Raw genomic sequence first — 23,639 nt, 5'->3', positions numbered from 1 at the left:
AGGCAGCCTGAAGAAGCGTCCGTACGGCGGTCAGCCGCAGCAACCGCCGCCGCAGCATCCTCCGCCGCCGCCCGCCTGGGGGGCCGGCGCCGAAGCGGACGCCGAGCCGCCCACCGCCACCGTCGACAGCAGCTTCACGGTGTCGTCGTGGCCGGCCGGGCAGTCGGCCGGGGCGGAGGACTCGGCCATGGGGCGGCTGAGTTCGAAGGTGTCGCCGCAGGTCCGGCAGCGGTATTCGTAGCGAGGCATGAGCACAGGTTAACCGGCGCTCCGACAGGCATGTCCGAAATCTGATCATTGTCTGGTTAGCATGCGGGGGTTCTCTGCCGGCGATCAACCGCGGGAGGAGCCCCCTTGGCTTCGCGACACCACCCCGAACTGCGCGCCGCCGCACGGCACTTGGGCCGACGGCGGTTTCTCACGGTCACCGCGGCGGCCGCCGCCCTCGCGTTCAGCGCCGACCTGCCGGCCCGGGGTGCCTCCGGCTCCCGCGAACTCGACGCGGCGCGCATCGGCAGTGATCCGTTCACGCTCGGCGTCGCCTCAGGGGACCCGCTGCCCGACTCCGTGCTGCTGTGGACCCGGCTCGCCCCCGCCCCGTTCCAGCCCGACGGCGGTCTGCCCCAGCAATCCGTCGTCGTCCAGTGGGAGCTGGCCTCCGACAAGAGCTTCGGCACCCCCGTCCGCAGTGGTACGGCCGTCGCCTATCCGGAGTACCACCACACCCTGCACGTCGACGTCGACGGCCTCGATTCCGACCGGGTCTACTACTACCGGTTCAAGGCCGGCACCTGGATCAGCGAGACGGGCCGTACCCGCACGGCACCGGCCACCACGGCCGCCGCCGCGTCCCTCTCCTACGCCGCCGTCTCCTGCCAGGCCTACTTCGACGGCTACTACACGGCGCACCGCCACCTCTCCCAGGACGACGTCGACGTGGTCCTGCACCTCGGCGACTACCTGTACGAGTACGCCGTCACCTCCGCGGGCGGCCACCGCGCCTACACCGACCGGAAGCTGCCCGACCTCTTCAACCGCGAGGCCATGACCCTGGAGGACTACCGGCTGCGCTACGCCCTCTACAAGAGCGACCCGGACCTCAGGGCGGTCCACGCGGCGCACCCCTTCGTCGTCACCTGGGACGACCACGAGGTCGAGAACAACTACGCGGGCGCCGTCAGCGAGAACGACGACCCGCCGGAGGACTTCCTGCTGCGCCGCGCCGCCGCCTACCGGGCCTACTGGGAGAACCAGCCGCTGCGCGCCGCACAACTGCCGAACGGCCCCGACGCCCGGCTCTACCGCCGGCTCCAGTGGGGCACGCTCGCCCAGTTCGACGTCCTCGACACCCGGCAGTACCGCGCCGACCAGGTGTACGCGGACACCACGCACTCCGGCGGCCCCCTGCAGGACGACCCGGCGCGCACCATCACCGGGGCGGCGCAGGAGAGCTGGCTGATCGACGGCTGGCGCGCCTCGCAGGCCCTGTGGAACGTGATGCCGCAACAGGTCTGCTTCTCGCAGCGCAAACTCGACCTCACCGCGGCACCCAAGATGTCCATGGACGCCTGGGACGGCTACCGGGCCTCGCGCCGCAGGATCCTCGACGGCGCGAAAGCGGCCGGGGTCGAGAACCTGGTGGTGATGACCGGGGACCTGCACGCCGCGTACGCCTTCGACATCAAGGACGACTTCGACGACCCGGCCTCCCGGACCCTCGGCACGGAGTTCACCGCCACGTCGGTCGCGAGCGGCCGGGACGGCGCCGAGAAACCCTCCACGTGGGACACGTATCTCAAGGCCAACCCGCATCTGAAGTTCTACGACGGGCGGCGCGGCTATGTGCGGGTCACCCTCGACCGGCAGAAGGCGCGGGCCGACTTCAGGACCGTGTCCGCCGTGACGACCCCGGGGGCGCCGGTCTCGACCGCCGCGTCCTTCGTGACGGAGGCGGGCGACCCCGGCCTCAAGCCTGTCTGACGTACCCGGTGCGGCGGCCCGGCGGCATCACCTGCTCCGCCGGGCGGCCCCCTCTTGTCGTCCGATGCGCGGAACGACCGGGAAACGGACATCCCTTGAGTCGTTTTCGGCAAAGCCTAGGCATTCGAGATGTTTTGTACCCGACCTGAGGAGACGCCTGATGGTCCACAGATCCGCTTCAGCCGCCTGTGCCGCATTGACGGTACTCGGCGCACTCGTGCTCACGGGGCTGCCCGCGGCCGCGGCCGTCGAGCCCCCCGCGCCGACGCCGGCACCCTCCGCCGCCGAGACGCTGGGCGCGAACAGCCCCTCACCCGTGGTCCTGCGGGCCATGGAGCGCGATCTGCGCCTGACCGAGGCCCAGGCCAGGACCCGCCTGGTGAACGAGGCCGAGGCGGGCACGCGCGCCGGCCGGCTCCAGAACGCGCTGGGCAAGCGCTTCGCGGGAGCGTGGGTGAACGGCCCCACCTCCGCCGCCCTGACGGTCGCGAGCACCGACGTCGCGGACACCCCGGCCATCGAGGCCGGCGGCGCGCGGGCCGTGGTCGTCGCCACCCCGCTGGCGGACCTGAAGGCGGCCAAGACCAAGCTGGACCGTGCCGTGACCGGCAAGGGCCTCCAGACGCCGGTCCGGTACGTCGACGTACGGACCAACCGGGTGACGCTGCAGGCGACGAGCCGCGCCGCCGCGGACACGCTCATCGAGGCCGCCGGCGTCGACAGCGCGCTCGTGGACGTCAAGGTGTCGGCCGACCAGCCGCGCGCCCTCTACGACATCAAGGGGGGTGACGCCTTCTACATCGACGACACGTTCCGCTGTTCCGTGGGCTTCGGCGTCACCAAGGGCGACCAGCAGGGGTTCGCCACAGCCGGCCACTGCGGGCAGGCGGGATCGAAGACCACCGGGTACAACCAGGTCGCCCAGGGCACCTTCGAGGCGTCCGTCTTCCCCGGGCAGGACATGTCGTGGGTGGGCGTCAACAGCGACTGGACCGCGACCTCCGCCGTCAAGGGCGAGGGCGGCCAGGACGTGCAGACGGCCGGCTCGGTGCAGGCCCTGGTGGGCGCCGCGGTGTGCCGGTCCGGTTCCACCACGGGCTGGCACTGCGGCATGATCCAGCAGCACGACACCAGCGTCACCTACGCCGAGGGCACCGTCGACGGCGTGACCCGTACGACGGTGTGCGCGGAGCCGGGTGACTCCGGCGGCTCCTACATCTCGGGAGTCCAGGCCCAGGGCGTCACCTCCGGGGGCTCCGGCGACTGCACGCGCGGCGGCACGACCTTCTACCAGCCGATCAACCCGGTGCTCAGCACCTACGGCCTCACGTTGAAGACCAGCACGAGCGGGAGCGGCACATCCGCCCCCGAGGACGGCCAGGAGGGTTCCTGGGCCGCGGGCCGGGTGTACGAGGTCGGGGAGCGGGTGACCCTCGACGGCGTCGCGTACGAGTGCCTGCAGCCCCATCAGGCGCAGACCGGCTGGCAGCCCGCCCTCGCTCCGGGCCTGTGGCAGCGCGTCTGAGGACGGGCTGACAGCGCGGCGCGGGGGCAGGGTCTGCGGGCCCTGCCCCCGCGCCGTGCCGTGAAGTCGCCGACGCCCCGCTACATCTCGGCCAGCAGCGCGTACGCGGTCGGCACGAAGGCGTCGCGGACGCGGAAGCGGCGGGTGCACATGGCGGCCAGCGCCGTCCCGGTGTCCGGCCGGAAGCCCAGGAAGGCCTGCTGACCGAGGGTCGCCCCGCCGTGGAAGTACATCGGACCGTGCTCCGTGGGGTGCCGGAACCAGGCCACCGTGTGCACGTGCCGGTGCCCGAGCCCGCGCCGTAGCACCGGGCGGCGGACCGCGCGCAGGGCTCCGGTCAGGGTCCGGTCCGCGGGATCCAGATGCGCTTCCAGAAACGTGAGCAGGTCGTGCGGGGTCGCCCGGACGGCACCGGCCGCCTGGAAGCCGCCGACGGTCAGCGGGGGCACGGGCGTCGTGCCGTCCTTGCGGTGCCCGGTGGCTTCGGTGTCCGGGGAGCCCGGGAGGAGGGTGGTCTCCCTCAGCCCGAGCGGGCCCAGCACCTGACCGGTCAGCAGCTCGTCCCACGGGGTGGCGGTCGCCGCCGCCAGGGCGTGGCCGAGGACGGCGACACCGAAGTTGGAGTAGTGCCAGCGGGTGCCCGGCCTGCGGTGCCTCCGATGGCGCAGGAAGGCGTCGACCACGCGCTCGGCGGGATAGCGGGCGTAGGGGTTGGTGCGCCACTCCGGCAGCGCCCGGACGAAGAAGTCGGGGGGCAGGCCGGGCAGACCGGAGGTGTGGGTGATCAGGTGGGCGAGGGTGACGGGGTGCTCGCCGGGCCGCCGGGCCGGGTCCGGTCGCCGGGCGGGATCCAGCAGGGCGGCGGCCGGCTCGCCGGCGGACAGCAGGCCCGTGTGGGTCAGGTGGGCCAGCAGCAGTCCGGTGAACGTCTTGGAGGCCGAACCCATCTCGTAGCGCAGCTGCTCGCGGGGCACGGGCGGGGGAGGTGCGGTGCCTCCGGTGCGCACGGTGCGGCGACCGTGCCGGGACAGGGCGAACACGACGTCGGGCGCGTCCACGGCGGCGACGGCCGCGTCGAGCCGCCGCCGTACCCTCTCGTCGTCCTCCGCCTGCGGGACGCCGGGCGGGAGTACGTCGATGAGGTCGAGCGGACCGCCCGGCCAGGGGAGTGCGCCGGCTGTCATGACGGGGTGCGCACCAGGTGCGTCAGGGCGCGGGACGTGGCCAGTACGGAGGCGAAGGCGGCGACCAGCGTCGGGTGGTAGACGATGTCGAAGACCTCGTCGGGCTCGCCCTGCGGCATGGTGCGCACGGCGGGCATCGCGCCGTCCGGCTGCTGGGCGGCGGCGAACCCCTCCCAGGCCCGCTCGTCGAACGTGGGGTGGGGCAGACAGGCGTCGACGACGAGCAGCTCTCCGAGCAGGTCCCAGCGTTGCAGGTCGAGCCAGTCGTCCAGCCAGACCGGAAGCCAGGTCGCGAGGTAGTCGGCGACCTCGGCCGGCAGACCTTCGGGCTTCTCTCCCCAGTCGGTGAGATGGAAGACGGTGTGGGTGATGTCGTAGGCGATGTGCCCCTCCACCGTCCAGGGTTCGGGTGCGCGCCCCAGCCAGGTCGCGCCGACGAGGTCGGCTTCCGGCGGCCGGGGAGGCAGGCCGAAGCGGCGCTGGAAGGCGGACAGGCCGAGGCGGCGGACCGGTGACATCTCCAGGGCGGCGAAGCTGTCCAGCCGTTGGTTGAGCCGGAAGGCCCGCTCGGTCTCGGGGCTGCTGTAGCCCAGCTCCTTGAACGGCAGGTACACCTCGAAGGGGATCGGCGAGATGGGTTCGGTGTGCTGGCCGCGCACCAGCATCCGGCCGCCGTCCAGCGTGTGGCACCAGGCGTGGTCGATCAACTGCCGTGCCAGTGCGGCCTGTCGGGACCCGGCCACGCCTTCGCGGAACAACACCTTGCAGATCAGGGCCAGTTCGCCGACCGGTTTGAAGCGTTCCAGGAAGCCGACCTCCGGGTCGACGTCCAACTCCAACCGGAATCCGTCGCGGTGGGCGTGCAGCCATTCCAGGGCGCCGACCCCGACCTGGTGGATGAGGCGTGTGTGGGTCATCCCGGCACTCCCTGTCCGCCGCTCACCGCGTCCGCCTCCGCGTCGTCCTCGGCCGCCTCGCGCAGCCGGCTCACGGTCAGCACGGCGGCGAAGGCCGTCATCAGCGTCGAGTGGTAGCAGTCGACGAAGGCGGGCGCGGTCGTACGGCTGCCTGGTCCGCCGACCTCCGGGACGAAGCCGGAGTCGTCCTGGGCCGTCGAGAGCCTTGCCCACGCTTCCTGGAGCAGGGCGCGCTCCGGCGGACCGGGCAGGCTGCTCGCCACGGCCAGCAGTTCGCAGCTCAGGTCCCACTGCTCGTCCTCCAGACAGGTGTCGAGCCAGGGCGGGAGCCAGTGCCGGAGGTAGGCCGCGACCGGCGGGGGCACGGCCCGCGGGGTCAGGCCCCAGTCGGTGAGATGGAAGATCACATGGGTCAGCGTGTAGCCGGCGGCCAGCTCGAACGTCCACGGCTCAGGCAGGCCGGCGAGCCAGGTGCGGTCCAGCGCCCGCGCCATGTCCCCGTGCTCCGGGATGCCGCTGCGGCGCTCGGAGTTGAGCACACTCATGCGCCGGTTCGGTTCCTGCTCCGTCACGTGCCAGCCGCGGGTGCGGGCCACCGTCGCGGTGGCGCGCTCGTAGCCTTCGTGGCGCAGGCCGGCCGACGCGAAGGCCGCGTACACCTCCAGCGGATAGGTCGCGAAGGGTTCGAGGCGCTGCAACTCCGTGAACAGGGCGCCACGCCCGGTCTGGTGCCATGCGAACGACAGCAGGTCGGACGCCGTCACGTGGAGCGGGTCGGCAGGATCGGTGTGCCGTCGTACTGAGACGCACACCTGGGCCAGCTCCCCGAGGGGCTTCCAGGTGGTGTTCACGTTGCCGTGCTCGGCGAGCGCGTCGTCGCCGAGCGCGAATCCGTGGCGGTGGGCGGACACCCAGGTCAACGCGGCCTCGGCCAGGTCCCGGATCTCGTGCGTCGCCCGGACCCCTGGGGTCGACCGGAACCCGGGGGGCACCCCGGCCTCGGGCGCCGTCACACCAGCACTCCGGTCCGCATCAGTTGGGCGGCCTCGACCTGGAGCGCCACCCGGGCGTCCTCGCCGCCCATCTGCGCCACGAACTCCAGCCCGGTGTCCAGGCCCAGTGTCCGCGGCACGTCGTCCAGGAGGACCAGCCAGCGTCCCGCTCCGGCTGCCTGGAGCCAGTCGCGGCGGCGGACCGCCCGGACGAATCCCCGGGCGACGTCGAGGGGACGGCGGCGTGCCGCACGGGCCACCGCGCAGTCCTCGCCGGGCAGCGCGAGCGCGGCGAGCACGGCGAGTTGGTGGGTCAGGAACTGCCATGGCGCGTCGTCGAGCCAGGCCGCCCCCGGTTCGGTGTCATCGCCCCATGCGCCGTCGAGGGACGCGTCCAGCCGCAGGAGCGCCCGCCTCATGGCCCAGTAACTCCACACCGACGTGGGAGCGGCTTGGACGGGAGGCGGATAGGCGTGCACGGCTTTGCCGAACACGGTGAGGTCGTCCGGTGCGGGGGGCGGGCAGCGCAGCAGGACGCTCGGCAGGACGACATCGGCGCCCACCACCCGTACGGCGGCGAGGGACGGGTCGGCGGTCGTCCCGGGGCCCTGCCCCTCGGCGACCGTGCCTGCGAGTCGGAAGCGGTCTCCGCTCCGAAGAGCGGAGACCAGTTCCGACGTGAGGCCCTGCACCGCGCCCGCCAGACGGGTCGAAGTGCCTGACTGCTCCATTCGGATTCTCCCGTCAGCCCTTCTTCGGCCGTGGCGTCGGAGGCGACAGCAGGAGGTTGCTCGACGAGGACGTCAGAGCAAGCGCCGCGCACTGGCGGCTGTCGCGGTAGACCCCGTCGGCCTCGACGGGGTCGAGAGCCGCTTCGACGTCGGTGCCGGGAACCTCGGTGAGGTCCTCGAGCTGGAATTCGGTGGAGGACATACCACCATCTCCTTTGCGAGAGATCTGCGGGTCTCAGTACATGTCACCGCATTGGGGCGATCTATGCAAAAAAGGGTGATTTGTCTAGTTCGTGCGGGATTCAATTGCCTGCTCGCGAGTAGTTGACGAGCAGTTCTAGTGCGCGCCGCCGCGCTCCTCACGGATCTGCGCGACCACCCGGGCCACCGTCTGCCGTACCGCTTCCGTCTCGGTGAGGAAGTGCCAGTAGTCGGGGTGGCGGCCCTCCAGGGTGGCGATCGCCCGGTCCAGGCGGGCCACCGAGTCGTCCAGGGGGCGTGCGTGCCGTGGATCGGGGGTGGTGCGGCCGGTCATGGCGAGGCGCTGGGCGTCGCGCAGGGCGAAGCGGGTGCGGTCGATCTCCTGCTGGGGGTCCTTCTGCACGGCGTTCAGCCGGCGCAGCCGGTCGCCTGCGGCGGACACGGACTCGTCGGTGGTGTTGAGCAGGGCGCGGACCGTGGAGAGCAGCGAGGTGGCGTCCGGCCAGCGCTGTTCGTCGCGGGCGACGCGGGCCTCGCGGAGCTTCTGCTCGGCTTGCCGGACGCTCTCCGCGGCCTGGTCCGGCACGTGTTGGAGGTCCTGCCAGCAGGCGGCGGTGAACCGGCGGCGCAGTTCGCTCAGGACCGGGTCGACCTGGCCCGCGCGCGTGGTCAGGGCCTCGGCGCGGGTGCGCAGGGAGACCAGCCGGTGGTCGATCTCCGCGGCCCGCTCCGGCAGTCGCTCGGCCTCGACCCGGATCGACTCGGCCTCCCGCGCGACCAGTTCGGCGCGCTCCAGGGTCTGCGCCACGCCGTGCTGCCCGGCACCCTGGTTCAGCTTGGTCAGTTCGGGTCCGAGGGTGGCGAGCCGGGCGGCGAGGTCGTCCGCCTTCAGCCCCGACTCCCGTACCGCGTCAAGGGCGTTGGAGGCGGCCAGCAGCCCCTGCCGGGCCCGTTCCACGGCCGGGGCGAGGCGGGCGAGCCGGGTCTCGGCCTTGTCGAGCAGCGGGCCTAGGCTGTCGCCGAACCGGTCCAGCTCCTTCTTGACGTTGCCGAGCTCGTCCTTGGCCCGGGTGAGCTCGGTACGTGCGTGTGCGGCGACCGAGGCCTCCAGGTCGTCCCGGTCGAGGTCATGGGCGTCCACGGCCTCGATGTAGTGGCGGCTGGCCTCGTCGATGCGTCCGCTGATCGCCTGGAAGTCGGCGACCGCCCGCCGGGCGGCGGGGGAGTCGTCGACCGCGGTGATGGTCTCTATCGAGATCCGCAGATCCCGCTGGGCGGTGTCCAGTTCGTAGAACGCGGCCGCGGCGGCGTCCTTCGCGGCCTGTGCCTCGGCCCGCTGGCTCTCCGCGCGCCCGCCGAACCAGCGCCGGGTGCCGCCGCCGGCGAACGCGGCCGGCAGCGCGAGGGCGGCGAGCAGGGGCAGACCGACGAGCGTGAGGGTGTCCCTGAGCGCCCGGCGGTGTGCGCGCGGCACCGACGACGACGAGTACGACTGCGATGGTGTCGCCGTCACATCCCTCTCCCGTGCTGTGTTCGTCCTGGCGGTGCCCGGTGTCATTCTCCCACCGGTAAGGGACGAACACACGGGCCGGTCAGTTCGCGGTTCGCACTGTGATCTTCCCGTCTCCGCTCTGGGCGGACACGAAGTGGTCGCTGGAGTCGGAGCGGGGCACGGACACGTCGACCCCGCCGTCACCGGACTTCGTGTCGACGCGGTAGGTGGCCTTCGGCAGCTCGACGGTCACGGAGCCGTCGCCGCTGCGGGTCTCCACCCGCTCCGGTACAGCGCCCAGTTCGAGGTGGAGCGAGCCGTCCCCGGTACGGGCGGTGACCCGGCGGGAGGTGACCTGGGCGCGCATCGACCCGTCGCCGGTGCGCAGCTCCAGCGGCCCGCTGGAGTCGGTGACCCGCACGGAACCGTCACCGGTGCTGATGCTCAGCGGCCGGGTGAAACCCCGGGCCCGGACGCTGCCGTCGCCGTCCACGACCTTCACGCTGATGTCCCGGGGCACCTCGATGCGGTGCTTGGCCGCGCAGTCGGCCACGACACCGCTGCACTTCATCCGCAGCACCAGCCGGTCGTCCTTCATCGACCAGGTCACCTCGGGGTCCTTGCCGACGGCGACGGTCCCCTGGAACCAGCGGGTGACCTCGATCGTGCCCGCCTTGTTCGCATCGGCGGCGACGATCTCCAGCGCCGAGTCGTCGGAGTCGACGGTCAGGGTGCGGCCCTGGAGGGCGAAGGACTCGTGATCGGGGGTCTTGTCGTCCCCGGCGGAGGCGCCGCAGGCGGTGGCCCCCGCGACGACGAGCGCGAGGATCCCGGCCGCGGCGGCGGCACGTGCGGGAACGGAACGGACCATGTCGATCTCCCCCTGATCTAGCCCTGGGCGGGCGGGCGCGGGCAGTCCGCGACCTTGCTTCGACCCTAGGGACCGGGGCCCGGGCGGGGGATCCGGGCCGCTCCCGGATCGGGGGTGGGGTTTTCCCCCGTACCGACCCTGATCGCGCCGGTCCCGCGGGTAAGGGTTTGCAGGGCAGGGCCCCGGGCAAGGTAGGCTGTCGACTCGTCTCGGGTGCGTAGCTCAGGGGTAGAGCGCCTGCCTTACAAGCAGGATGTCGGCGGTTCGAAACCGTCCGCGCCCACATCACGAAGGACCCCGGCCGTCTCGGCCGGGGTCCTTCGTCGTTCAGCCCGCTTCCTGCTTGCGGGACGCTTGCTTCAGCTCGGTCCGGGCGTCGACGCGGTCCGGGGTCTCCACTTCCCTCCAGAAGCGGTGGGTGGTGACGAAGACCGCGAGTTCGTGCTCACGCTGCCGGAGCTTCTCCACCTCGGCCTGTTCGTCGGGGGTCCAGCCGGGGGAGGCGGGGCGCTCCACCTTCCGCCAGCCGTTGTCGTCGCTGAAGCCGTCCAGCGGCGCGACCGACCAGGGGAGCCGCTTGAGCAGGGCCGACAGCTCGGCCCGGACCTGATGCAGCTCCTCCTGACCGGCGAGGAGGTCACTCGGAAAGTCATAGGTCTCAGCCACAAGACAATGCTACGCCTGTTCGATTTTGGGTGGCGAGTGGCTTCAGGCGGTTCATGCGAACGGGTGTGACCGGGCACTCCAGTTGGCCAGTGCGAGCATCTTCATTCGTCGGCCTCCGCCACGGTGGGGCTTCCCACAGCGATCCGCTGCACGAGCTCGTCGACCTGACCCGCGATGATCATCCTTCGGCGCTCCAGCAGACTTCGGTAGACGCACAGTGATACGGCTTCTCCCCTGGACGCCGCCTGGGTCAGTGCGAAGCGGGCCTCGACCTCCAATGCCAGGTAGGCCCTGCGGCGTGCGTGAGCCGCTTGCTGATGCACCTCCGGTTTCAGGAAGGCGATGGCGGCGCTCAGCCCCGCGCTGACCAGTGCCAGTACTGCCGCTGGGACACGGGCGTCTGCTGAAGCGAGCCCCGTTGCGCCCGAGATCCCGGCGAGCACGGCGGCCGGCAGTCCGAGCGCGGCGTGGGCGAACCGCCAGAACCGCCGGCGGAAGCGGTTCTTGCGGGCTTGTTCTGCGCACTCTGCCTGAAGGTCGGCGACCTGATTCCCCACGATGTCGTCTGCCATGCAGCGAGCCTGCCACCTGGCCCCCGTCCGAACGGTCCATCGTCATGGTGATCGCCGCTCTGCGGCTGCCGTGGCGCTCGGAGCGGCCAACCGCAGCGCTCAATCGCACCGGGCGGCGACCGGCTGGTCCCGTACACATCAGTCGGACGTCCGGCCGGCGTGTTCCGCGGGTTCCGGAAGGGTCCGTCCCAGGCGGGCGAGCGGGGACAGGGCCATCACCACCGGCGACAGCAGCATGCCCGCGACCGTCACCAGCAGGCTGGTGCGCAACCCCCACTCCTGCGCGAGGTATCCGCCGAGCACGGAGCCGAGCGGGGTCAGGCCCATGCCGACGAACGTGATCGTGGCGGCCGCGCGGCCCTGCATCCCGTCCGGGGTGACCGCCTGCCGGACGGCCATCACCGTGACGTTCACCAGTTGGCCGCCCGCCCCGAACACGAAGCCGACCGCGAGGAGCGCGGCGACCGTCGTCGCCGAGGAGCCGTGCAGCGCGGGCACCCATATGAACGCGCCGTCGCCGAGTGCCGCCGCGGACACGAGCACCGCACCATGACCGAACCGGCCCGGCAGACGGGCGGCGAGCAGCGATCCCAGGAGCGCGCCCGGCCCCGTCGCCGCGAGCGACAGCCCGACGACGGTGCCCGACAGATGCAGTTCCCGCGGCAGGAAGAGCAGATGGACGGTCATCAGCGCGGCGAAGGAGAACTGGAAGGCCGCCGAGGCCAGGCACACGGTCCGCAGCGAGGCGTCGCCGACGACGAAACGCAGGCCCTCGAGAATGCGTCGTCCGGTGCGAGCAGGCCGCCGCTCCGGGAGTTCAGGGAGTTCCGGGAGTTCCGGGACCGCTTCGCTCCGCCGGATCCGTCGGATCGACAGGAACGACAGCGTGAAGAAGACCGCGCCGACGGCGGCGGCGACCGACGCCGAAAGCCATGACACCAGCGCCCCGCCGAGGGCGGGACCGCCGATCTGCGCCGCGGACCGGCTGCCCTCCAGCGCGCTGTTGCCCCGCACCAGCTGATCGCGTTTCACCAGCCGCACGAGAGACGACTGGTAGGCGACGTCGAAGAACACGGACAGGACGCCGACGGCGAAGACGACCACGAACAGCGCGGGCAGACCGAGCCGGCCGAGGAACCCGGCCAGGGCGGCGGCGCCCAGGGCCAGGGCCCGGCCGACGTCCGACAGCACCATCACCGTACGGGTCCGCCACCGGTCCACCCACGCGCCGACGAAGAGCGAGAGCAGCAGGATCGGCGCCTGCCCCACCGCTCGCAGGGCGCCCAACTCGCCGGCACCGGCGTCGAGGGTCAGGACGGCGAAGAGCGGCAGCACCAAAAGCCTTGTGTGTTCGCCGAGTTGAGAGGCCGTCTGGCCCACCCAGAGGCTACGGAAGTCGCCGTCCCGCCACAGACTCGACGGGACGGATCGATCGGATCGATCGGAATCGGGTACAGCGGAAGAGGAGGACGGCACGGGGATCCTCGGATCGAAAGCCGGCGGTGCCGCACCGTCGAGGGCAGCACGCGATGACAGGCCGGAGGGCCTACGACGTCACAGCGCGCTCGGAATACCGACCATGTCCTCGCTCCTCCCGGGTCGCTCCCCGACCCCGCACATTAGCCGGACCATGCGGGGTCGGGAACTGTTGCCGGTTTGCCCAGCATGAGTGACCTCGGTGAGCGTGGGTGAGTGTCCGTGCTGGATGCGCATGTTCCGTTGTGCGTCATGAGAGTCTCCTCCGGCGTGGGATGTTCTGTGGTCCTTTGCTGTTGGGAGGGGAACGGGAGTTCCTGGGGCGAATGGGTGACCTTCTCCGTGGCTGCTCGTTGACTGCCGTGACAGGGGTCTTCGACCTGGCGGGAGGGGGAGCGGGTGGGCGGGTTGCGGGAGTTGGCGGCGTCGTTCGTGGCGCCCGGTCCGGCTGGGGTGGCTGTTCGGGACCGGCTGAGGGTGTCTGCGCTGGATGCGGCGGTGCTGGCCGAGGTCGGGGTGTTCCTGGGTTCGCTGGCGGCCGGTGATCTCGCGGAGCGGTCCCGACAGGGGCTGGGTCATGATGCGCCGTCCTGGGCGGTGCGCAAAAGGTCACTGACGGGGAAGTCGTCGGCGCGCTGGGCGGGCAGCATCACCAAGGCCAGCCATGACCAGTGGGCGCTGGCCAGGCGCGGGCAGGCCGCCCACATGGCCTGGCTGCGAGGGCAGATCACGTCCATCGAGGCGCGGCTGGCCCGGCCGCTGGGCGCCAAGGGGGACAAGCGGGAGGGGCTGGTGCGCGGTTATGGGAGCCGGGCGGAGTGGCATGCCAAGTCCCGCCGCCTGCACGCCTTGAAGGACCGGCTCGCGGTGGTGGAGGCGGACTGGGCGGCGGGCCGGGTACGGGTGGCGCGGGGCGGCAAACGCCTCGCGAACACCCGCCACCACCTTGAGGCGGCCGGCCTGGACGAGCAGGCGTGGCGGGAGCGCTGGCGGGCGGTGCGCATGTTCCTGGCCGCCGACGGGGAGTCGGGCAAGCGCTTCGGCAACGAGACGATCCGCGTCACCGACACCGGCCGACTCTCGGTCAAGCTCCCGGCTCCGCTGACCCGCCTGGCCAACGCACCGCACGGCCGCTACGTCCTCGACGCCACCGTACGGTTCCAACACCGGGGGCAGGAGTGGCGTGATCGGGTCACCGCGAACCGGGCAGTGGCCTACCGCATCCACCGCGACACGGCACGCGGCCGCTGGTATGTCACCGCGTCCTGGCAGCGCGCCGCCGCCCCCACCCTGCCGTTGGAAGCGGCGCTTGCCCGGGGGGTGGTGGGAGTGGACATGAACGACGACCACCTCGCCGCCTGGCACCTCGATGTGCACGGTAACCCCATCGGCGAGCCGCAGCGCTTCTTCTACGACCTGACCGGCAGCAGCGGGCACCGGGACGCGCAGATCCGGCACGCGCTGAGCAGGCTGCTGCACCACGCCCGCCGATGCGGGGCCGCCGCGATCGCCATCGAAGACCTCGACTTCAGCGACGGCACCAGCCGCGAGAAGCACGGCCGCAACAAACCTTTCCGCCGCCTCATCTCCCGCTTCCCCACTGCGAAGCTCAAGGCCCGGCTGGTGTCGATGGCCGCCGAGCAGGACATCGCCGTCGTCGCGGTCGACCCCGCCTACACCAGCCGCTGGGGGGCCCGGCACTGGCAGCAGCCGCTCTCCACGGCAACCCGCAAGATTTCCCGGCACGATGCGGCGAGCATCGCGATCGGGCGACGCGCCCTCGGACATCCGATCCGGCGACGGACGACACCGCCCCCGCCCCACCAGAGTGATGGTGCGGGGCATCGGATCGTCCAGGCCCGACCGGAGATTGGTCGGCGCGAGGGAACCCGCCCCCTTGTTCCCGGACCGCGCACGGGATGCGCGCCGCCGGGCCGTGGAGCGAAAGCGGGCGACCAGTGTGCCCAACACCGTTCGGGGCACACGGCTGAGCACGGGTTCTGGCAACAGGACTCACTCCCGCTCAGTCTTTAGGAACGGTAGTGGGAGGTCGATCAGACCCTGTGGAGGAATCAGTGTCGAGAAGGAGCCGAGGATGACCGACGACGCTTACCTGTTCCTGCTCGACGACGCGTCCGCGCGGCTCGGCGTGGCCCCCGCCGCAGTCGGCGAGCTCGCGTGCATGGAGACTCCCGCGGTCCGCGCGTGGCTGGATGCCCAGGGTTCCACGCCGACCTCCCCGCACCTGCGTCTGCTGCCGCCGGAGGAGACCGCCGCCGTGCCCGAGGGGGCCGAACGGCTGCCCGTGCCGCTGAGCGACGAGGAACTGAGCCGGGTCCGCCACCACCTGGCCCCGGAGTCCCTCGCCGGGGTCGAGGAGGAGCTGCTCGCCTACCGCGACACCGCGGACGGCCGGGACGGCCTGATCGGACGCGCCCTGGCCGCCGGCGTGCCACCGCACCGCGTCGTCGAACTGACCGGCGTGGACCCCGCGACCGTCACCGCCGCCGCGCAGGGCTGACGCCGAGACCGCCGTACGGCCTCACGCACCCGGACCAGGATCCGGTTGCACGGCCGACTCGATGCCGGCGCGGGCCGCCTCCAGCTGGGCTGCGAACGCGATGCCGAGGAACAGCGCGACAGCGGTGAGGTTCGCCCACAGCAGCAGGGCGATGAAGGCCGTGAGCGGCCCGTACACCGCGCCGAACGCACCGCTCTCCTCGACGTACAGCGCGAGCAGCCAGGTGGCCGACACCCACAGCAGCAGATGCACCGCCGAGCCGAAGGCCAGCCAGGTGTAACCGGGCTGCACGCGACGCGGCGACCAGCGGAAGATCACGGCGGAGGCCACCCAGGCCAGCGCGAGCCCCACCGGCAGGTCCAGCACACTCCACCAGCGCGGTCCGCCGCCCTCCCGGCCCGCGGACTCGGCCACCGCGTCGCCCACGGCCTCGCCGGCGACCAGCACGACGAACCCCAGCACCAGGGGCAGACCGGCGGCGATCGCGAGCACGATCCCGCGCGCGTACTTGCGCGGGAAGGGACGGTCGCGCTCGATGCCGTAGATCCGGTTCGCGCCACGTTCGATCTGGCCCATGGCCGAGGCGAGGTTCAGCAGGGCGAAGCCCAGGCCGAGCCACAGGGCGAGCGTGCTCCACACACTGCCGTGCGCGGTGCGCCGGGTGCCGTCGAAGGCGTCCTCGACGATGTCGGCGCTCGCGCCCGGCACGATCCGGCCCAGCGTGAGCTCGATGATCCGGCCCACGCCCTCCGTGTGCACCGACGTGGCAAGCCCGACCAGCGCCACCGTGCACGGCACCAGCCCGAGGACCACCTGGAAGGCGAGGGCCCGGGCGTTGGTGAAGCCGTCGGCGTAACGGAACCGGGCGAAGGAGTCGGCCAGCAGCCGCAGGCCGCCGTAGTGGCGCAGGGCGGTGAACGCCTCGTCTCCGGAGAGCTCGTCCCCGATCATGTCCCGGGTCTGCGGGACGCGGACGGCGGTACCCATGGCGTGGACGCTCCTTGCTCGGACGGCTGGTCCCTGTGCGATTGCCCCGAGAACCGGGTTGTCAGCGCCGCCCGCCGAACTCCCACGCGTGGACCTCCACGGCCGCGTACCGCTCCGCGGTCAGCACGGCTCGGGCCCGGTCCGGGTCCGGGGCACGGACCAGGGCCGCCGTGCCCAGCCAGGCGGTGGCGTCGTCGGAGAGCAGGGGACCGTAGGCGATCAGGTCGTCCCTTCCCGGCGGCACGGCGAGATCGACGGCCTCGCCCGTGCCGAGACCGAGTACCAGATACCGGTCGTCACCGGTCCGCCCGCCGGGGAAGTCCCACATGGTGCGGCCCAGCAGGTTGCGCCAGCGACGCAGCAGCACGTCCCGGTACGCGCCGGCCTGGTAGTTGGGCTCGTCGAACGCGAACGCGCGCGCCGCGGCGGCGTCGGGCAGATCGACGATGTGCACGCTGCCGGTCGGTGTCTCCCCGTCGGCGCCGAACGTCGGCCCACGGGCGATCAGTTCGTCCGCGAACCGGTCCATGTAGGACCAGTGCGCCTCCGTCAGCTCCTCCCGCAGGGGCAGCGAGCCGGGCCGGTCACGGTGGTAGCAGAAGAACTCCATGGCCCCAGAGCCTTGTCGATCTACGTCGGCATCTCAATGACATGTGGCCCGGGAGCGCCCGCGCGCCGAAATCGTCGTAGAGCCACTTGGTTCACCGCTCTGGCCCCCCGGTCGTGAACATCGGCCCCGCTTTCGTCCAAGCGTCGTCGGTGCTTTGTCCATGGACCGGGCCCCGGCCGGGAGGCGAGGGTCGGTTCATGGACGCGGATCTTGAGGAGTGCCGTGCATAGCCCGGCGGCCGAACGGCGACGGATGCCAAGCGGGCTGCTCGCGCTGGCCGTCGGCGGGTTCGGCATCGGGCTGACCGAGTTCCTGGTCGCGGGCCTGCTGCCGCAGGTGGCGTCGAGTTTCGCGGTGTCCGAGGCGGCCGCGGGCCGGCTGATCTCCGGATACGCGCTGAGCGTCGCGGTCGGCGCGATCGTCCTGACCGCGGCGACCGCACGGCTGCCCCGCAAACAGGTTCTGGTCGGCCTGGTGGTCCTGTTCGTCCTCGGCAACCTGCTGTCCGCGATCGCGCCGAGCTACCCGGTGATGCTGTGGGGGCGGATCGTCGCGGCCCTGTGCCACGGTTCGTTCTTCGGCATCGGCTCCCTGGTCGCGCGCAGCCTGGTCGCGCCGGAGCGCAAGTCCCGCGCGGTGGCCGTCATGTTCGCCGGGCTGACCGTCGCGAACGTGCTCGGCGTGCCCTTCGGCGCGCTGGTGGGGGAGCGCTGGGGCTGGCGGGCCGCGTTCTGGGCGGTCACCGCGGTCGGCCTGCTCGCGCTCGCGGGGATCATCGCGTGCGTGCCGGGCCGCACCGTTACGACACCGACGACGGAACCGGCGCCTCCCACCGGCCTGCGCGCCCAGCTCGGCGCGTTCCGGTCCGGGCAGGTCTGGCTCACCCTGGTCGCCACCGCGCTCGGCTACGGCGGGATGTTCGGCGCGTTCAGCTACATCGCCTACACGTTCACCGAGGTCGGCGGCTTCTCCTCGGCGGATGTCGCCTGGCTGCTCATGGTGTACGGCGTCGGCCTGGTCGTCGGGAACATGGTCGGCGGTCGGGCCGCCGACCACGACCGCGACCGTACGCTGCTCCTCGCTTTGGCCGGTCTCACCGTCACCCTGGCCGTGTTCGGACTGCTCGCCGAGAGCGCCACGGCGTCGGTGGTGCTGGTGTTCCTGATGGGCGTGTTCGGGTTCGCCGGCGTGCCCGGCATGATCACCCGCGTCACCGACCACGCGCAGGGCGCCGCGCTGGCCGCGGGCGCCAACGTGTCCGCGTCCAACATCGGCAACGCCCTGGGGGCCTGGGCCGGAGGCCTCGCCATCACCGCGGGTCTCGGCTACACCGCACCGCTCTACGTCGGCGCGGGCATGGTGCTCACCGCCGTCGCCGTCATGGCCGTGGCCGCGCGTGGAGCAGGGCCGGCCGCTCGGCAGAACCGCGAGTCGGCGCTCCGGCGATGACTTCCGCGCGCGGGGCCGGTCTCAAGGAGGACGAGGAGCGCCGTGAGAAAGGAACAGCCATGGAGAACCTTCAGCACGCGCACGCGCATACGCAGACGACTTCGGTGGCGGACATGGCACCGCAGACCGCCGCGGGCAAGGTGCTCTGGCACTTCACGATGTCGTTGGACGGGTTCGTGGCCGGTCCCGGGCACGCGATGGACTGGATGACGGGGTTCTCGTTCCGGCCCGGCCTCGTCGAGGAGTACGCCGCGACCACCGGGGCCGTGCTGGGCGGCCGGGACGGCTGGGACGCCTTCCCCGACGCCGGTGCCGTCTACGGAGGCGCGTGGAAGGGTCCGCTGTTCGTCCTCACGCACCACCCCGAGGACGCGCCGCCCGCCACCGGGGTGACCTTCTTGAGCTGCGACATCGCCGAGGCCGTCCGGATCGCCCTGGAAGCCGCCGGCGGCAAGAACGTGGAGGTCTTCTCGCCCACGATCGGCCGGCAGCTCCTCGAGCGCGGGCTGATCGACGAGATCGATCTGCACATCGTGCCCGTCCTGCTCGGCGACGGCATCCGGCTGTTCGACCACCCCGGCGGCGCTCCCGTCCGCCTCGAACGCCACGACGGCGGCGACCGCACGGCCGCGGTGAACGTGCGCTACCGCCCGCTCGCGACCGACCCCAGCCACTCGGTCAGGTGACGGCCGACCTCCTCCGGGCGTTCCTGCTGGATCCAGTGGCCGCAGCCGTCGAGGAGGTGGGCGGCACGCAGACCGGGCAGCGTGGTGGGGAAGGCGTCGATGGCGTCGGACAGCCAGGTGGTGGAGGCGTCCAGGGTGCCGCCCAGGAAGAGCGAGGGCTGTCGGATCGGCGCGCCCGCGTAGGCGGCCAGGTCCTTCCAGTCCCGGTCCATCGCGCGGTAGCGGTTCAGGGCACCGGTCAGTCCCGTGCGCTCGAACTCCCCGGCGTAGACGTCGAGATCGTCCTCGGTGAGCCAGGCCGGGAGGCGGCCGGCGGGGAAGCGGTCGCGCAACTGCCCGCCGGGTGCGACGAAGTGCGGGTCGGCGGCCGGGAGGTGGGCGTCTGCGGTGGGCATCGTGTCGGCCGAGAGCGCGGCGTAGAAGCCGGCCAGCCAGCCGCGTACATCCGGCTCGATCTCCCGCTCGGCCCGGCCGGGCTCCTGGAAGTAGGAGACGTAGAACTCCTCCTCCCCGCCGATCCCGGCGAAGACCTCGCTGGGGCGGGGGCCGCCGGGCGGGGTGTACGGCACGCTCAGCAGGGCGACGGCGTGGAAGACCTCCGGCCGGAGCAGCGCCGAGTGCGCGGCGATCGTCGCGCCCCAGTCGTGCCCGGCGACCACCGCGGAACGCTCGCCGAGCGCCTCCACCACGGCCGCGTTGTCCTCCACCAGCTCGGTCATCCGGTACGCCGACACCGCCTCCGGCTTCGAGGAACGGCCGTATCCGCGCACGTCCACGGCGACCGCGCGGTATCCGGCCGCCGCCAGCACCGGCAACTGGTGCCGCCACGAGTACCAGGACTCCGGGAAGCCGTGCAGCAGCAGGACGAGGGGCCCGGTGCCCTGTTCCACGAGGTGGATCCGGCCAGCGGGACCGGGGACCAGACGGTGGGTGAGGTGTGCCATGCGTCCTCCGTACGTACGGATACGGGCCACGACGAGCATGCGGGGCGGCGACGGGGTCGCGCGAGGTTTGTTGCCGGTTCGGCAAATCCGCAGGTCGGAGGCGTTGTCAGACCCTGCGCCTACGGTGGTCGGCATGGATACGGAGCAGGTGCGGCTGGTGCCCTGGGCGGAGGGCGACTTCTGGCTGCTGGAGCGGACCAACAGCCCCGAGATGACCGACCACTTGGGCGGGCCGGAGAGCGAGGAGAAGCTCGTCGACCGGCATCGGCGGTACGTCGAGTTGTCGTCGGGGCGGATGTACCGCGTCACGCTGGCGGAGGGCGGGGAGACCGTCGGCTCGGTGGGGTTCTGGGAGCGCGAGTGGCAGGACTCGCTGATATGGGAGACCGGTTGGGGGATCCTGCCGGAGTTCCAGGGACGGGGACTGGCCGCGCGGGCGGCCCGCGCCGTGGTGGCGGAGGCACGGGCCACCGGCGGACACCGGTATCTGCACGCGTTCCCGAGCGTGGAGCACACCGCGTCGAACGGCGTCTGCCGCCGGGCGGGCTTCACGCTGCTCGGCCAGGCCGAGTTCGAGTACCCGAAGGGGCACTGGATCACGTCGAACGACTGGCGGTTCGACCTGACCGGCGGGGACGACGGCTGAGAGTGCGCGCAGGGACGGCCGGTGACGGGTCGGGCGGTGACGGGTCGGGCTGGCCGTCAGTGGCCGGCGTCCGCCAGTTCCCCGACCACCCGGGTCGCGACGGGTACCTTCACCCCGTGCCGGTCCGCCGCGCGCAGCAACGCCCCACCGATCGCGTCCAGTTCGAGGGGGCGGCCCGCCTCCGCGTCGCGCTGCATCGACGACTTCGTGCCGGGCGGGAAGGCGTCGTAGCGGGCGAGGGCCTGGGCGGGGTCGGCGGGTCCGCCGCAGGCCGCGCTGACCGCGGCGGTCTCCTCGACCAGGGCCGTCAGTTCATCGCGGTGACGGGTGCGTACCTCGCCGAGGGGGAGGGCGTGCAGGGTGGTGAGGAGGGCGAAGGGGGCGAGGAAGGACATCTTGGCCCACAGGGCGGCCGTCTCGTCGTCCAGGACGCGGGTCGTGGGGCCGGCCGCGGCCAGGACGGAGGCCAGGGCGTCCAGGCGTTCGCGGGGCACGCCGTCGCCGGTCAGGTCGAGTTCGGCGAAGGGACTGCCGTGCTCGATGACGCCCGGCGCGACCCTCGTCGACTCGACCCGGATCACCGCGGGGGCGACCCGGTCCGGGCGGTAGCGGGCGCGCAGGGTCGCCGGGTGCTCGACACCGTTCAGGAGGGGGACGGCCAGGCCGTCGCCCAGGGCGGAGGGCGGGACGCGGTCGAGGGCGGAGTGCAGGGAGGTGTGCTTGACGGCGATCACGCAGGCGTCGACCGGTTCGCGCAGCTCGGTGTCGGCCTCGACGGGGGTCGTGAAGTCGCCGAAGGTGCCGCTGCGGACCTTGATGCCGGCCGTGCGCAGGGTGTCCGCCGTGTCGTCGCCGGCCAGGCAGATCACCCGGTGTCCGGCGCGGGCCAGAAGGGCGGCGAGGAGGCCGCCGGTGCCGCCCGGGCCCAGGACGGCCACGGTGCGTTTGTGGTGCGCGGAGTCGTGCGCCATGTCGGGTTGTTCCTCTCGTCGGTCGGCCCCGGGACCGGTGGCCGCCTCGGCGAGATCATGGCATTCGGAACGGGCGGGCGGAAGCGCCGATCTGCTCGGGGAGGGGTGAAAGCTGCTACAGATTCTCTAGTCATTCATAGTCACTTCTAGTCGTGCATCTCGATTATTTTGGCCTTGTGAAGCTTTCGGAGTGGGCGCGGCAGCAGGGTGTGAGCTACCAGACCGCCTGGCGATGGGTGAAGGACGGGAAGATGCCCGTTCCGGTCCGCCAGGCGCCGTCCGGGACGTGGCTGGTTGCTGAGCCAGCTCCGGCCGTCTCTGCGGCCTCGGGGCGGGTGGTGGCGTACTGCCGTGTCTCGTCGGCCGACCAGAAGGCGGACTTGGATCGGCAGGCGTCACGGGTGGTGGACGGGGCGAACGGGCTTGGCCTGCCCGTCGCCGAGGTCGTCACCGAGGTCGGGTCGGGATTGAACGGGCGGCGCCGCAAGCTGCACCGCCTGCTGTCCGATCCGCAGGCGGCTGTGATCGTGGTCGAGCATCGTGACCGGCTGGCCCGGTTCGGTGTCGAGCATTTGGAGGCCGCCCTGTCTGCGTCCGGGCGGCGCCTGGTCGTCCTCGACCCCACGGATACCGTCGATGATCTAGTGCGCGACATCACCGAGGTGCTCACCTCGATGTGCGTCCGCTTGTATGGGCGTCGGGCCGCGAAGATCCGGGCAGCTCGCGCGGTGGCCGTGGCGATGGCCGAGGACGCCGGATGAAGAAGTTCCGGCCGCAGCCCGGGTTCGTGGTGCGGGCGTTCCGGTTCGCACTGGACCCCAATGCCGCCCAGGAGGCCGCATTGCGCTCGCACTGCGGCGCCGCCCGTGCCGCGTACAACTGGGCTGTCGCGTGGGTTGAAGCGTCGTGGTGGCAGCGCCGCGCGGAGGAGTCGTACGGCGTCTCGGAGGCTGGGCTGACGCAATGGCGGCCGTGGTCGCTGCCCTCCCTGCGGAAGGCGTTCAACGCGGCCAAGCACACCGACTCGCGGTTCGTCGCCTGGTGGGAGGAGAACTCCAAGGAGGCGTACTCCACCGGCCTCGCGAACGCCGCCGCAGCGTTCGACAACTACGCGAAGTCCAAGCGCGGACAGCGCAAGGGCAAGCGAGTCGGCATGCCGCGTTTCAAGTCGAAGCGGAAGGCACGCCTGTCCTGCCGCTTCACGACCGGCGTGATGCGTGTTGATACCGACGGCCGGCATGTGACGCTGCCCCGGCTCGGCGCGATCCGCACCCACGAGCCCACCGCGGGGCTCCTCGGCCGCGTCGAGGCCGGGACCGCCCGCATCCTGTCCGCCACAGTCCGGCACGAACGCGGACGCTGGTTCGTGTCCTTCCAGACCGAGGTGAAGTGCGGCCTGGAACGCGTGGCGCGGCCGGACACGGCGGCCGGGATCGATCTCGGGGTGAAGACCCTCGGGGTCATCGCCGACAGCACGGGCGAGATCCGCACCGTGCCCAACCCCGGGCACTACGACCGGGCGCGCAAGCAGCTGCGCCGCGCCTCCCGGATCGTGTCCCGCCGTCAGGGCCCTGACCGGCGCACCGGGCAGAAGCCGTCGAAGCGGTGGGAGAAGGCGAACGCCGCACGCAACAAAGTGCATCACCGGGTGGCGAACCTCCGCGAAGACTCCCTGCACAAGCTCACCACCGCGGTGGCCGCCGAGTACGGCACGATCGTGGTGGAAGACCTCAACGTCGCCGGGATGCTCCGCAACCGGCGCCTTGCCCGCCGGATCGCCGACGCCGGATTCGGCGAGATCCGCCGCCAGCTCGACTACAAGACCCGCCAGCGCCACGCCACCCGCCTCGTGGTCGCCGACCGCTGGTACCCCTCCTCCAAGACCTGTTCCAGGTGCGGCGCGGTGAAAGCCAAACTGCCGCTGCACATCCGGATCTACGAGTGCGACGCCTGCCACCTGGTCATCGACCGGGACGACAACGCCGCACTCAATCTCGCCGCTCTCGCGGCAGTCGTAGTAACTGGTACCGGAGTGGCCGGAGACCAGGACACCGCCCCGGCGGTGTCGAAGCCTCGCGGAGCCGACCAGAAGACCCGCGCCACCCGCCCCCGCCGCAAGGCGAGCGCGGGGCGGGCAGGTGGCGCAACCCTGCCGCACCAGCGGCAGACAGAAACGAGAGACCGTACTCAAGCCGAGCCGTTGACGCTCTGGTGATGT

24 protein-coding genes and 1 tRNA gene are annotated in these 23,639 nt (G+C 72.0%); 10 read left to right on the top strand and 15 right to left on the bottom strand.

Annotated features, from left to right (window positions below; all coding sequences use genetic code 11):
- Positions 1 to 30: 30 nt before the first annotated feature.
- Complete coding sequence (locus tag H293_RS0101395) at positions 31 to 249, bottom strand: FmdB family zinc ribbon protein (RefSeq protein WP_028807445.1); 219 nt, start codon at positions 247 to 249, stop codon at positions 31 to 33.
- A 105-nt stretch (positions 250 to 354) separates the two neighbouring features.
- On the opposite strand from H293_RS0101395, the gene H293_RS0101390 reads away from it, so the two are divergent.
- Entirely contained in the window at positions 355 to 1,980 is a 1,626-nt protein-coding gene (locus tag H293_RS0101390) for an alkaline phosphatase D family protein (protein ID WP_020116094.1), read from the top strand.
- A gap of 160 nt (positions 1,981 to 2,140) precedes the next feature.
- Positions 2,141 to 3,505, top strand: coding sequence for an alpha-lytic protease prodomain-containing protein (locus tag H293_RS0101385; RefSeq protein WP_020116093.1), 1,365 nt, complete (start codon positions 2,141 to 2,143; stop codon positions 3,503 to 3,505).
- Between the two features lie 80 nt (positions 3,506 to 3,585).
- Here H293_RS0101385 and H293_RS0101380 read toward each other — a convergent pair whose 3' ends face one another.
- The 7 genes from H293_RS0101380 to H293_RS0101350 all read right to left on the bottom strand — a co-directional run bounded on the left by H293_RS0101380 (position 3,586) and on the right by H293_RS0101350 (position 9,893).
- The gene (locus H293_RS0101380; protein ID WP_020116092.1) at positions 3,586 to 4,689 is read right to left on the bottom strand and encodes a serine hydrolase domain-containing protein; all 1,104 of its coding nucleotides are present in this window, start codon (positions 4,687 to 4,689) and stop codon (positions 3,586 to 3,588) included.
- The gene (locus H293_RS0101375) at positions 4,686 to 5,606 is read right to left on the bottom strand and encodes a DUF6895 family protein (RefSeq protein WP_020116091.1); all 921 of its coding nucleotides are present in this window, start codon (positions 5,604 to 5,606) and stop codon (positions 4,686 to 4,688) included. Before H293_RS0101375 ends, H293_RS0101380 begins: the two co-directional genes overlap by 4 nt.
- A complete protein-coding gene (locus tag H293_RS0101370) occupies positions 5,603 to 6,619 on the bottom strand; it encodes a DUF6895 family protein (RefSeq protein WP_020116090.1) in 1,017 nt (338 codons plus the stop codon). The genes H293_RS0101375 and H293_RS0101370 overlap by 4 nt, the downstream gene beginning before the upstream one ends.
- Positions 6,616 to 7,329: a hypothetical protein gene (locus tag H293_RS0101365; protein ID WP_020116089.1), complete on the bottom strand. Its 714-nt coding sequence runs from the start codon at positions 7,327 to 7,329 to the stop codon at positions 6,616 to 6,618. The genes H293_RS0101370 and H293_RS0101365 overlap by 4 nt, the downstream gene beginning before the upstream one ends.
- Before the next feature lie 13 nt (positions 7,330 to 7,342).
- Entirely contained in the window at positions 7,343 to 7,531 is a 189-nt protein-coding gene (locus H293_RS0101360; RefSeq protein WP_020116088.1) for a hypothetical protein, read from the bottom strand.
- A gap of 135 nt (positions 7,532 to 7,666) precedes the next feature.
- Positions 7,667 to 9,043: a hypothetical protein gene (locus H293_RS0101355; protein WP_020116087.1), complete on the bottom strand. Its 1,377-nt coding sequence runs from the start codon at positions 9,041 to 9,043 to the stop codon at positions 7,667 to 7,669.
- Positions 9,044 to 9,122: 79 nt separating this feature from the next.
- Positions 9,123 to 9,893, bottom strand: coding sequence for a DUF4097 family beta strand repeat-containing protein (locus H293_RS0101350; protein ID WP_020116086.1), 771 nt, complete (start codon positions 9,891 to 9,893; stop codon positions 9,123 to 9,125).
- A 211-nt stretch (positions 9,894 to 10,104) separates the two neighbouring features.
- On the opposite strand from H293_RS0101350, the gene H293_RS0101345 reads away from it, so the two are divergent.
- Positions 10,105 to 10,176 (top strand) — tRNA-Val (locus H293_RS0101345).
- A gap of 44 nt (positions 10,177 to 10,220) precedes the next feature.
- Here H293_RS0101345 and H293_RS0101340 read toward each other — a convergent pair.
- From H293_RS0101340 to H293_RS0101330, 3 genes are all read right to left on the bottom strand, one after another.
- The gene (locus H293_RS0101340) at positions 10,221 to 10,559 is read right to left on the bottom strand and encodes a hypothetical protein (RefSeq protein WP_020116085.1); all 339 of its coding nucleotides are present in this window, start codon (positions 10,557 to 10,559) and stop codon (positions 10,221 to 10,223) included.
- Positions 10,560 to 10,660: 101 nt separating this feature from the next.
- On the bottom strand, positions 10,661 to 11,131 hold the full coding sequence (locus tag H293_RS53615) for a hypothetical protein (protein ID WP_020116084.1): 471 nt from the start codon (positions 11,129 to 11,131) through the stop codon (positions 10,661 to 10,663).
- Between the two features lie 138 nt (positions 11,132 to 11,269).
- A complete protein-coding gene (locus H293_RS0101330) occupies positions 11,270 to 12,607 on the bottom strand; it encodes an MFS transporter (protein WP_028807444.1) in 1,338 nt (445 codons plus the stop codon).
- A gap of 477 nt (positions 12,608 to 13,084) precedes the next feature.
- On the opposite strand from H293_RS0101330, the gene H293_RS0101325 reads away from it, so the two are divergent.
- Positions 13,085 to 14,641, top strand: coding sequence for an IS200/IS605 family accessory protein TnpB-related protein (locus tag H293_RS0101325; protein WP_397895334.1), 1,557 nt, complete (start codon positions 13,085 to 13,087; stop codon positions 14,639 to 14,641).
- Positions 14,642 to 14,702: 61 nt separating this feature from the next.
- Entirely contained in the window at positions 14,703 to 15,128 is a 426-nt protein-coding gene (locus tag H293_RS0101320) for a DUF6003 family protein (RefSeq protein WP_020116081.1), read from the top strand.
- Positions 15,129 to 15,149: 21 nt separating this feature from the next.
- Here H293_RS0101320 and H293_RS0101315 read toward each other — a convergent pair whose 3' ends face one another.
- A complete protein-coding gene (locus H293_RS0101315) occupies positions 15,150 to 16,115 on the bottom strand; it encodes a YihY/virulence factor BrkB family protein (RefSeq protein ID WP_020116080.1) in 966 nt (321 codons plus the stop codon).
- Positions 16,116 to 16,176: 61 nt separating this feature from the next.
- Positions 16,177 to 16,725, bottom strand: a complete 549-nt coding sequence (locus H293_RS0101310) for a YciI family protein (RefSeq protein ID WP_020116079.1) — start codon at positions 16,723 to 16,725, stop codon at positions 16,177 to 16,179.
- A gap of 252 nt (positions 16,726 to 16,977) precedes the next feature.
- Between H293_RS0101310 and H293_RS0101305 the strand changes: the two genes are divergently transcribed.
- Both H293_RS0101305 and H293_RS0101300 read left to right on the top strand, forming a co-directional pair.
- Complete coding sequence (locus tag H293_RS0101305; RefSeq protein WP_020116078.1) at positions 16,978 to 18,174, top strand: MFS transporter; 1,197 nt, start codon at positions 16,978 to 16,980, stop codon at positions 18,172 to 18,174.
- 59 nt (positions 18,175 to 18,233) lie between these two features.
- Positions 18,234 to 18,860: a dihydrofolate reductase family protein gene (locus H293_RS0101300; RefSeq protein WP_020116077.1), complete on the top strand. Its 627-nt coding sequence runs from the start codon at positions 18,234 to 18,236 to the stop codon at positions 18,858 to 18,860.
- On the opposite strand, the gene H293_RS0101295 is transcribed toward H293_RS0101300, so the two are convergent.
- Positions 18,818 to 19,804, bottom strand: coding sequence for an alpha/beta fold hydrolase (locus tag H293_RS0101295; protein WP_020116076.1), 987 nt, complete (start codon positions 19,802 to 19,804; stop codon positions 18,818 to 18,820). The two genes, H293_RS0101300 and H293_RS0101295, sit on opposite strands and share 43 nt — an antisense overlap.
- A 133-nt stretch (positions 19,805 to 19,937) precedes the next feature.
- Here H293_RS0101295 and H293_RS0101290 point away from each other — a divergent pair, with 133 nt between their 5' ends.
- Positions 19,938 to 20,450, top strand: coding sequence for a GNAT family N-acetyltransferase (locus H293_RS0101290; RefSeq protein WP_020116075.1), 513 nt, complete (start codon positions 19,938 to 19,940; stop codon positions 20,448 to 20,450).
- 56 nt (positions 20,451 to 20,506) lie between these two features.
- Here the strand turns inward: H293_RS0101290 and H293_RS0101285 are convergent, their stop codons facing one another.
- The gene (locus H293_RS0101285) at positions 20,507 to 21,421 is read right to left on the bottom strand and encodes a ketopantoate reductase family protein (protein WP_020116074.1); all 915 of its coding nucleotides are present in this window, start codon (positions 21,419 to 21,421) and stop codon (positions 20,507 to 20,509) included.
- Between the two features lie 176 nt (positions 21,422 to 21,597).
- Here H293_RS0101285 and H293_RS0101280 point away from each other — a divergent pair, with 176 nt between their 5' ends.
- The gene (locus H293_RS0101280) at positions 21,598 to 22,182 is read left to right on the top strand and encodes an IS607 family transposase (RefSeq protein ID WP_028807441.1); all 585 of its coding nucleotides are present in this window, start codon (positions 21,598 to 21,600) and stop codon (positions 22,180 to 22,182) included.
- Positions 22,179 to 23,636 (top strand): IS607 family element RNA-guided endonuclease TnpB, encoded by a 1,458-nt coding sequence (tnpB, locus tag H293_RS0101275; protein ID WP_020116072.1) that lies wholly within the window; start codon positions 22,179 to 22,181, stop codon positions 23,634 to 23,636. Before H293_RS0101280 ends, tnpB begins: the two co-directional genes overlap by 4 nt.
- Positions 23,637 to 23,639 lie beyond the last annotated feature (3 nt).

Origin of the sequence: Streptomyces canus 299MFChir4.1, assembly GCF_000383615.1 — a bacterium.
Classification (GTDB): domain Bacteria; phylum Actinomycetota; class Actinomycetes; order Streptomycetales; family Streptomycetaceae; genus Streptomyces; species Streptomyces canus_C.
This window is presented reverse-complemented; position numbering and strand designations above follow the sequence as displayed.

Bases quoted from the DNA above. Each gene is read 5' to 3' on its own strand.
- H293_RS0101385 (WP_020116093.1), top strand. From the start codon at position 2,141: ATGGTCCACAGATCCGCTTCAGCCGCCTGTGCCGCATTGACGGTACTC.
- H293_RS0101380 (WP_020116092.1), bottom strand. From the start codon at position 4,689: ATGACAGCCGGCGCACTCCCCTGGCCGGGCGGTCCGCTCGACCTCATC.
- H293_RS0101315 (WP_020116080.1), bottom strand. From the start codon at position 16,115: ATGGGTACCGCCGTCCGCGTCCCGCAGACCCGGGACATGATCGGGGAC.
- H293_RS0101350 (WP_020116086.1), bottom strand. From the start codon at position 9,893: ATGGTCCGTTCCGTTCCCGCACGTGCCGCCGCCGCGGCCGGGATCCTC.
- H293_RS0101360 (WP_020116088.1), bottom strand. From the start codon at position 7,531: ATGTCCTCCACCGAATTCCAGCTCGAGGACCTCACCGAGGTTCCCGGC.
- H293_RS0101310 (WP_020116079.1), bottom strand. From the start codon at position 16,725: ATGGAGTTCTTCTGCTACCACCGTGACCGGCCCGGCTCGCTGCCCCTG.
- H293_RS0101290 (WP_020116075.1), top strand. From the start codon at position 19,938: ATGGATACGGAGCAGGTGCGGCTGGTGCCCTGGGCGGAGGGCGACTTC.
- tnpB (WP_020116072.1), top strand. From the start codon at position 22,179: ATGAAGAAGTTCCGGCCGCAGCCCGGGTTCGTGGTGCGGGCGTTCCGG.
- H293_RS0101320 (WP_020116081.1), top strand. From the start codon at position 14,703: ATGACCGACGACGCTTACCTGTTCCTGCTCGACGACGCGTCCGCGCGG.
- H293_RS0101375 (WP_020116091.1), bottom strand. From the start codon at position 5,606: ATGACCCACACACGCCTCATCCACCAGGTCGGGGTCGGCGCCCTGGAA.
- H293_RS53615 (WP_020116084.1), bottom strand. From the start codon at position 11,131: ATGGCAGACGACATCGTGGGGAATCAGGTCGCCGACCTTCAGGCAGAG.
- H293_RS0101285 (WP_020116074.1), bottom strand. From the start codon at position 21,421: ATGGCGCACGACTCCGCGCACCACAAACGCACCGTGGCCGTCCTGGGC.
- H293_RS0101300 (WP_020116077.1), top strand. From the start codon at position 18,234: ATGGAGAACCTTCAGCACGCGCACGCGCATACGCAGACGACTTCGGTG.
- H293_RS0101305 (WP_020116078.1), top strand. From the start codon at position 16,978: ATGCCAAGCGGGCTGCTCGCGCTGGCCGTCGGCGGGTTCGGCATCGGG.
- H293_RS0101295 (WP_020116076.1), bottom strand. From the start codon at position 19,804: ATGGCACACCTCACCCACCGTCTGGTCCCCGGTCCCGCTGGCCGGATC.
- H293_RS0101365 (WP_020116089.1), bottom strand. From the start codon at position 7,329: ATGGAGCAGTCAGGCACTTCGACCCGTCTGGCGGGCGCGGTGCAGGGC.
- H293_RS0101395 (WP_028807445.1), bottom strand. From the start codon at position 249: ATGCCTCGCTACGAATACCGCTGCCGGACCTGCGGCGACACCTTCGAA.